General features: G+C 25.4%; 12 protein-coding genes. 5 read left to right on the top strand and 7 right to left on the bottom strand.

The features are described 5' to 3' along the window. From AWT72_RS07315 to AWT72_RS07295, 6 genes are all read right to left on the bottom strand, one after another. A partial coding sequence (locus tag AWT72_RS07315) for an MATE family efflux transporter (protein WP_306765435.1) occupies window positions 1-265 on the bottom strand: 265 nt, incomplete at its 3' end. A 51-nt stretch (window positions 266-316) separates the two neighbouring features. Beyond that, a complete protein-coding gene (gene rpsO / locus AWT72_RS07310; RefSeq protein ID WP_067143056.1) occupies window positions 317-574 on the bottom strand; it encodes a 30S ribosomal protein S15 in 258 nt (85 codons plus the stop codon). A gap of 310 nt (window positions 575-884) precedes the next feature. Further along, complete coding sequence (locus tag AWT72_RS07305; RefSeq protein ID WP_231724065.1) at window positions 885-1,568, bottom strand: hypothetical protein; 684 nt, start codon at window positions 1,566-1,568, stop codon at window positions 885-887. A 15-nt stretch (window positions 1,569-1,583) separates the two neighbouring features. Continuing rightward, on the bottom strand, window positions 1,584-1,895 hold the full coding sequence (locus AWT72_RS10205) for an ORF6N domain-containing protein (protein WP_231724064.1): 312 nt from the start codon (window positions 1,893-1,895) through the stop codon (window positions 1,584-1,586). 61 nt (window positions 1,896-1,956) lie between these two features. Next, window positions 1,957-3,096, bottom strand: coding sequence for a trans-sulfuration enzyme family protein (locus tag AWT72_RS07300; protein WP_067143062.1), 1,140 nt, complete (start codon window positions 3,094-3,096; stop codon window positions 1,957-1,959). Further along, on the bottom strand, window positions 3,080-4,270 hold the full coding sequence (locus AWT72_RS07295; protein WP_067143053.1) for a dicarboxylate/amino acid:cation symporter: 1,191 nt from the start codon (window positions 4,268-4,270) through the stop codon (window positions 3,080-3,082). The genes AWT72_RS07300 and AWT72_RS07295 overlap by 17 nt, the downstream gene beginning before the upstream one ends. A gap of 229 nt (window positions 4,271-4,499) precedes the next feature. Between AWT72_RS07295 and AWT72_RS07290 the strand changes: the two genes are divergently transcribed. The 5 genes from AWT72_RS07290 to AWT72_RS07270 are packed head-to-tail and all read left to right on the top strand — an operon-like array spanning window position 4,500 to window position 8,009. Continuing rightward, window positions 4,500-5,078, top strand: coding sequence for a DUF6162 family protein (locus AWT72_RS07290; protein ID WP_067143050.1), 579 nt, complete (start codon window positions 4,500-4,502; stop codon window positions 5,076-5,078). Further along, window positions 5,075-5,767, top strand: a complete 693-nt coding sequence (locus tag AWT72_RS07285; protein WP_067143047.1) for a metal ABC transporter ATP-binding protein — start codon at window positions 5,075-5,077, stop codon at window positions 5,765-5,767. The genes AWT72_RS07290 and AWT72_RS07285 overlap by 4 nt, the downstream gene beginning before the upstream one ends. Window positions 5,768-5,789: 22 nt before the next feature. After that, window positions 5,790-6,674, top strand: coding sequence for a metal ABC transporter permease (locus AWT72_RS07280; protein ID WP_067143059.1), 885 nt, complete (start codon window positions 5,790-5,792; stop codon window positions 6,672-6,674). 9 nt (window positions 6,675-6,683) lie between these two features. Continuing rightward, window positions 6,684-7,550: a metal ABC transporter solute-binding protein, Zn/Mn family gene (locus tag AWT72_RS07275; RefSeq protein WP_067143044.1), complete on the top strand. Its 867-nt coding sequence runs from the start codon at window positions 6,684-6,686 to the stop codon at window positions 7,548-7,550. 18 nt (window positions 7,551-7,568) lie between these two features. Beyond that, window positions 7,569-8,009, top strand: coding sequence for a hypothetical protein (locus AWT72_RS07270; RefSeq protein WP_067143041.1), 441 nt, complete (start codon window positions 7,569-7,571; stop codon window positions 8,007-8,009). 49 nt (window positions 8,010-8,058) lie between these two features. Here the strand turns inward: AWT72_RS07270 and AWT72_RS09730 are convergent. Then, window positions 8,059-8,343 (bottom strand): hypothetical protein (locus AWT72_RS09730; RefSeq protein WP_197407632.1); only part of this gene is annotated, 285 nt, incomplete at its 5' end.

Here is an 8,343-nt window from a genome sequence, read left to right as displayed (position 1 = left end):
GCTTATATATTTTTGCACCTATAGATTGCGCAACTAATATTTGTGCTCCATTTTTGGCTATCATTAAAAATGACATAGCAAAAATTATAAAGAATGTCGCCGCTGCCGCTGATGATACTTCTTTGTCTCCTAAATATGTACTTATGAATTTTATATCTGTTAAATTATATAATATAGAGATTAGAGAGGTAAGAATTACAGGCAATGACAATTTAAAAAGATTTTTACCTATACTTCCTTCTAATATATCTATTCTTTTTTTCATATAACTCCTTTTTATTATAAAAGGGAACAAAATTATTTGCTCCCTGTTATTTTATTTTCTTAAACCTAATTTTTCAATAAGATCTCTATAATCATCAATTCTTCTATTCTTGATGTAATTTAACATTCTTCTTCTTTTACCAACCATTTTTAATAATCCTGTTCTTGAATGAACATCTTTTGGGTGTGTTTTCAAATGTTCTGTTAAGTGAGCTATTCTTTCAGTTAAAATTGCTACTTGAACTTCTGATGCCCCTGTATCTTTTTCATTTTTACCAAATTCTGCGATAATTTCTTTTTTTGATTTCATTTTGCCTTTCCTCCTTATATTTTTCTGATTTTATCTAAGAACATATCTGGCTAATATATTCCGAGAAAAAATGCTAACTAACTATACCATTTTTAATGGGGTGTTGTCAATAAATATTTACTATTTAGTAAAATATATAAATTATAAAATATCAAAGATATATTATTAAATTTTCTCTAACAGATAAATACTAGTAAAATATAGAGATTTCAATTAAGATTCCTATTTTTTATAAAATCATACCTTTTTGTGCTATAACATTTAGCCATAATATTTATACTATAAATTTTCTAAAAAATTAAATTTTATATTATATCTCTAATTTTTTATTACTCATTAATTCATTAAACATTTGATGATAAAGTTTTGTATCATCTACCCTTGAAATAGTTGTAATTTTACTGCCTGCATCTTTTGATGAAGTTCCACAATGATATATGCTTTCATTTTTATCATCATAATCTATAACTATATATCTATCATGATATTTTCCATTTGTTACCCTAAATTCAATATCTATATCTGGATAATCATTTTTAAAATCTCCAAGTATAGAACTTGTAAGCATATTTCTACTTCTATTATTATCACTAAACACTATAATTTTAACGTCTTTTTTTGCTACTCTTAGTAATTCTAAAGTTTTTAAACTAATATAATTATCTACTACATAGATAGTTTTCTTAGCCAATTTATATATTGTGTTATATGCAATATTAGCTTCTGTTTTTTGACCATCCATAATAAGAAAATGTTTATAAGTGTCAGGATCTATAAAATTTTCCATTACCTTTTGTAAATCTTCCTTTGTTACCATACTTTCTTTTATTTTAATTATATCTTTTGTATTTTGATTATTTTGAATTGATAAAAACAGCATTTCTTTTGAACCTATAATATTTTGATTTTCTACAAGATAATCTTTCATAGATTTAAAAGTTCTTATTAAAGCTCTGCTTTGTTTAGTTGCTAATTCTCCTTTTAATACTGTCATTAACATATATATGCCTTATTCCGTAAAACAGTATGGTTTATACTTAATATTACTCCCTCTACCTGTTCCTTTTTTCAAGGTCGCATTTTGCGACCTTAAAAGTTTTTCCAATTCATCATCAGTTAATTGAAACATAAAATCTTCGCCTTCAAATTTTTCTTTATTTCTTTTGACTTGTTCATTAAATCGCTTTGTTTCATAACCATATATTTCTGCCAACTCAAAATCTAACATAACTTTTTGTCCACGAATATTATATATTTTAGTAGCTAAATTTTCTTCATTAATTATAACTGTCTTATCAAACAAGTTATTATCTATTTTCATACCTTTTTCCTTATCAACCTTGTTATCTGCTTTGATTTATTATTTGTTATTCTATTTTTATCTATATTTTATCTATAGCTTGTTTCAAATCTTCTATTAAATCTTCAACGTCTTCTATTCCAACAGATAATCTTAGTAAACCATCTGTAACTCCAAGTTCTTCTCTTTCTTCTTTTGACATACAAGCATGACTCATTTTAGCTGGGAAAGATAAAATAGATTCTACCCCACCTAAACTAACTGCAACTATAGGTACTTTAACATTTTCCATTATAGTTAATGCTCTTTCATAAGTTCCTACGTCAAAAGAAACTAAAGCTCCCCCACATATTGATTGTGCCATGTGTATTTCATGTCCTTTGTGTGATTTTAAGCCTGGATAATACACTTTATTTATTTTTTCATTTTCTTCTAAAAATTGAGCAATTTGTGTTGCATTACTACAACTTTTTTTCATTCTTAAATCCATAGTTTTAAGACCTCTTAGTAATAACCAAGAATCTTCAACACTTAGACCATTTCCAACTGTAAGTTGGAAGTCTATAATTTTAGGTCCATATTCTTCATGATTAGTAGCAACTACACCTGCTATAACATCACTGTGCCCATTTAAAAATTTAGTTGCACTATTAATTACTATATCAATTCCTAATTCTAATGATTTTTGCAATAAAGGCGTCATAAAAGTATTGTCTAATATACTAATTAGATTATATTCTTTACAAATTTCTACAACTCCTTTAATATCTGTAATTTTTAAAGTAGGGTTTGAGGGTGTTTCTATATATATTGCCTTTGTATTTGGTTTAATTGCCTTTCTAAATTCATCTAAATTTTCTTCATCTACAAAACTAATCTCTATACCATAAGCACATAATACTTTTGTCATAAATTTATGAGTTCCACCATATATATCTTTACAAGCTATTATATGATCTCCTGAGTTAAACATAAATAATACTGTGCTTATTGCTGCCATACCTGATGAAAATGATACTCCATATTTTGCATCTTCTAAAACTCTAACTGCTTCATCAACAGCCGCTCTTGTTGGATTAGAAAATCTTGAATAAATGTATTCTGATAAATTACAAGGGTCATATTGATGAAATGTTGAAGTTTGATATTTAGGAACAGATGCTGATCCCGTATACTCGTCTATAACTGTGTACCCATGTAATAATTTAGTTGATATTTCCATTATATTTCTCCTTAATTTTATTCTTTTTAAATATTCCATCTAAAATAAGAGCCAATGCTCCATCTCCCGTTATATTACAAGCTGTCCCAAAACTATCTTGTAATGCAAATATAGTAAGCATTAATGCTGTCCCATTATTATCAAATCCTAAAATAGATATAATTAAACCTAATGAAGCAAGAACTGTTCCACCTGGAACTCCAGGAGCTCCTACAGCAAATATACCTAACAACATTATAAATAATACCATAGTTGGCAATGCTGGTAAAGAACCATATAACATCTTAGAAACTACCATAACAAAGAAAGTTTCAGTTAAAACTGAACCACAAAGGTGTGTGGTTGCACCTAAGGGTATGGCAAAATTTTTTATTTCTTCATCTAGCATTTGAGATTTTTCAACACATTCTAAACTTACAGGTAATGTGGCCGCTGAAGACATTGTTCCTACTGCTGTTAAATATGCTGGACCATAATGTTTTAATAATTTTAATGAATTTTTCCCAGAAACTAAACTAGCTATAAGATAAAGTAAACTTATCCAAATATAATGTCCTATTAAAACTATTATTACAACTTTAATAAATACTGGTAATTGTTTTGTTATACTTCCTTCATATGTTAAAGCTGCAAATGTTGTAGTAATAAATATTGGCAAAATAGGTATAACTATTTTATTAACAATTTTTAGCATTATTTGATTAAATTCTAATAATAATTCTTCTGTTCTTTTTGAATTTGTCCAAACTACTGAAAGTCCTAAAAGTAATGACAAAACTAATGCTCCCATAACTGAAATCACAGGAGGTATACTCACTTTAAATAATATTTCAGGTAATTCTTTTAATCCTTCAAAATTAGTTACTATATTCAACTTAGGAATTATAATATATCCTGCTAAAGCTGATAAAAATGCTGCTCCTATTGAAGACATATATGATAAACTCATCATAGTTCCTAACATTTTACTAGCATTTGATTTTAATTGTGTTATAGATGGTGCTATAAATCCTATTATTATTAACGGAACAATAAAAAAGATTAATTCTCCCAAAACAAATTTTATTGGCAATATTATTCCAATAATTTTTTCATTTGCAAACAAACCTATTATTATACCAATAGCAACACCTATTATTAATTTAAAAATTAAATTATCTTTTAATTTGCTCATATTATCTCCCCCCACTATAAAATTCCATTATATTTTACCCCTATTTTTTCTAAAATCAAGAATTTAAATAAAGTTTTTTATTCAGTTAATTTTGTTAAATCCTATGTTAAGATATATAAGATATAATATTTTTAATTTTTTATAAATTCAGTTATTTGCTCAAAGCTCTTATTTTATTAGGTTTTGGTTGAAAAAAAACAATTAAAATGATAAAATCAATTGAAATGAGGTGATTAAAATCAAAACCGAAAAATTAAATCCTAAAAATTCCAAAAAGGAAAACTTTTATATAATATTAACTATAATATGTCTTGTAATTTTTTCAAGTATACTTTTAAATTTTAGAGTAAATAAAACTGAAAAAATTATAGATGATAAATATATAGGAACACAAGAAATGAAAGCAGCAGAAAATATAATATATAATAATTTACTAATTATAATTCAAGATTTAGAAACTATTCTAGAAAATAATAATGACCCTAGTATAGAATATCTTGCTAATGACCTTTATTATGAGCCTTTTACAAAAGATGGTATAAATAAATCTACTGGAAAACATAAATGGTATAAATTTACGCATGATAACGAAATATATATAGTTGGTATAAGTAGTGATAAAAATGTAGCGGGTGATTTTATACTTTATATAAATAAAAATGACAATAGTGGATTAGTAAGATTTACAGAAGATTTTAATAACTTCTCTGCTAATATGAATGTAGAAGACTTAATAAATAATATTAAAAACTTTAAAATAATTAAAGCCTTTACAGGTCAAGATGTATTGAAAGGGGCAAACGAATGACAAATGGAATTACATTAAAAGTTAAAAATCTTTCTTTAACCTTAGGAAATACACATATATTAGAAAATATAAATTTAGAGATTAAAAGTGGAGAAATCCATGCTATTATAGGTCCAAATGGTGGTGGAAAAACATCGTTTTTAAAGTGTATTTTAGGACAAGTTCCTTATGATGGGGAAATATTTATAGAATACAAAGATGATAAGCGTATAGGGTATGTACCACAAGTACTTGATTTTGAAAGATCTCTACCTATAACAGTTGAAGATTTTTTATGTCTTTGTTACCAAAATAAACCATCTTTTTTAGGTCCTAACAAAAAAAATAAAGAACTTTTCAAGCAAATTTTAAAAGAAGTAGGACTAGAAGATAAAAAAAAAAGATTATTAGGAAATTTATCAGGTGGAGAATTACAAAGATTATTATTAGCACAATCTATTAATCCAAGACCAAATCTCCTTATACTAGATGAACCATTTACAGGTGTTGATAGTGTAGGGGAAGAATATTTTATAGAAATAATAAAAAAGTTAAAAGATGAAGGTATCACTATAATTTGGATTAATCATAATATTAATCAAGTTAGAAAAATAGCAGATACTGTAACTTGTATTAAAAAGCAGATTTGTTTTTCTTGCGAAAAACATGAAGAATTATCAAAAGAAGAACTTTTAGATATTTATTTATAAGATAAGGAGAAAAAAATTGTATATATTAAATAGTTTTAGAGAATTTATAATAGGTTTAGCAAATAATGGTTATTTACCTAGTTATTTTGCATATAATTTTGTTATAAACTCACTAATTTGTTCTCTATTTATAGGTCCAGTTTTAGGAATGTTTGGAACTATGGTAGTTACTAAAAAAATGGCTTTCTTTTCAGAAGCAATAGGACATTCCGCCTTAGCAGGTATTGCCTTAGGAGTATTTTTAGGAGAACCCCATGAATCACCATATATTATGCTATTCACATATTGTATAATATTTGGAATAGTAATAAACTATACTAAAAATAGAACTAAAATGTCATCAGACACACTTATAGGTATATTTTTAGCCATATCTATTGCTATAGGTGGTTCATTAATAATATTAGTTTCTTCTAAAGTAAATTCACACATGTTAGAAAACCTTTTATTTGGTTCTATTTTAACTGTATCTGATTTAGATATATTAGTTTTATTAATATCTTGTACACTTTTACTGATAATAACTATACCTAACTTTAATAAGTTACTTTTATCAAGTTTTAATACCAATATAGCAACAGTTAAAGGTGTAAATGTTGATTTTATGGAATATATCTTTATAATCCTAATAACATTAGTTACAGTATCAGCTATAAAAATAGTAGGAATTTCATTAGTCGAAGCCCTATTTTTAATCCCTGCTGCTAGTGCTAAAAATTTATCTAGATCCATTAAAAGTTTTTTCTTTTACAGTATAGGATTTGCAGCAATTAGTTGTATTATAGGAATATTATTACCACTTATACTAAATGTAGGAATACCATCTGGTGGAGCAATAATTATGGTTGCATCAACATTCTTCTTTATAACTGTAATAATTAAAAATGTTAGTAAAAAATTAAGATAGGAGTTTTATATGAAAAAAATAATAACAATAGTTTTTACTTTAATAAGTATATTTAGTTTCTCTGATACTATTTTAACCGATATGCAAGCAACTTACACTTTAACTAGTGTACTTACACAAAATACTGGCTTAAAAGTTAAATCTGTATTTGAAACCTCTAAAAGTATGGCTTCTAATCAATATGAATCTTTTAAACAGAAAGATTTTTCGTTAAATAAGTATAAAGATATAGTAGCAGTTGTAGATATTAAAAGTATATGGAATGATGAAGCATTATATAACTTTGCAAGACAAGAAAATATTAGAGTAGTAGAAATAGATGCTAGCAATTCTTTTGAAGATAATTCTAGTCTAGTTATACCATTACTTACAAAGAAAAATAACAATTACAATGAATTTATTTGGTTAAATTTTAATAATACTAAAAAAATGCTTAAAATCATATCTTCTGATTTAATAAAGTTGTACCCTAATAAAAAGAAAATTATTAGCAAAAACTTAAATGATGCTCTTAATAAAATTAAAAATATTGAACTTAAATATTTAGAAATTAATGATATAAATGGAGCAATAATATTATCAGAAGACATAGCCTATTTATTAGATTATTTAAATATCCCATACATATATGTAGAAAATAGAGAAGAAATAACAAATGTAATAGAAAATACAGGCTATAATTTAGTTTTAACTGATAAAGGTGAAAAAAAATCTTTTAAAGACAGTTTAAAAAAATATAAGGCTAATTTAATTACAATACAAACAGGTAAATTCCCTGTTGAAGATAAAGATGATGAAGATTTAATGTCTAAAAATGGATTATTTGAAATTTACGAAAACAATTTAAAAAAATTAAAAAATATTAACAATAAATAAAAGAAAGGAAAAAATAATATGAAAAAAATTTTAATGACAATAATTACAGTTTTAACTCCAATATTAATGTTCGCACATACTCCAGATATAAGTATAAAAGACAATAAAGATGGAACATTTACTGTACATGCTCAATTTGCAAATGGAGATTCTACTGAAGGGAGTATAATTTCAGTAGTTTATGATAAACCATATAATGGTTCTTCTGAAAATGTTATAAATGGTAATCTAGTTCTTTTTGAAAAAGAACTTGATGAAAATGGAACTGCTACACTATACAAACCAAAAACAAAAAAATATTACTTAAATATTTATGTAATGGTAGCACACGAATATACAAGATACGACGTTCCCGTACTTACTGATGGAGAAAAAGAAGTTTGGGAAAAGAAAATAACAGAAGATAAAGAATTAACAAAAGATGAAAAAGATTATCTATTAGGAAATAAAAAAGATTAAAAACACAAAGGGAATTACTCGTTTTGAGAGATAATTCCCTTTTATTGTATTAAAATAATCTTAAATTTATATTAAATAAAAACTTTTTAAGTTCTTTATGTGTGAAAAATACGTCTACTGTAACCTTATCAAATTTTTCTTTAAATCCTACTCCTATTACTGGGTATACCTTATTTGGGTAATCATACTTTACACCTAATTCTGAATATAGCATCTTATAAGTTAACTTTGCTTTTGTCTCTAAACTAAAATCTCTTTTAGCTATATGACTATTTAGTATAAATTTACTATTCTTATAATTATATTCTAAATTTCCATCATAGGCTATACTATG

Origin of the sequence: Oceanivirga salmonicida (genome assembly GCF_001517915.1) — a bacterium.
Classification (GTDB): domain Bacteria; phylum Fusobacteriota; class Fusobacteriia; order Fusobacteriales; family Leptotrichiaceae; genus Oceanivirga; species Oceanivirga salmonicida.
Note: the sequence above shows the minus strand (reverse complement) of the source record. Positions and strands in the feature narration are given on the sequence as shown.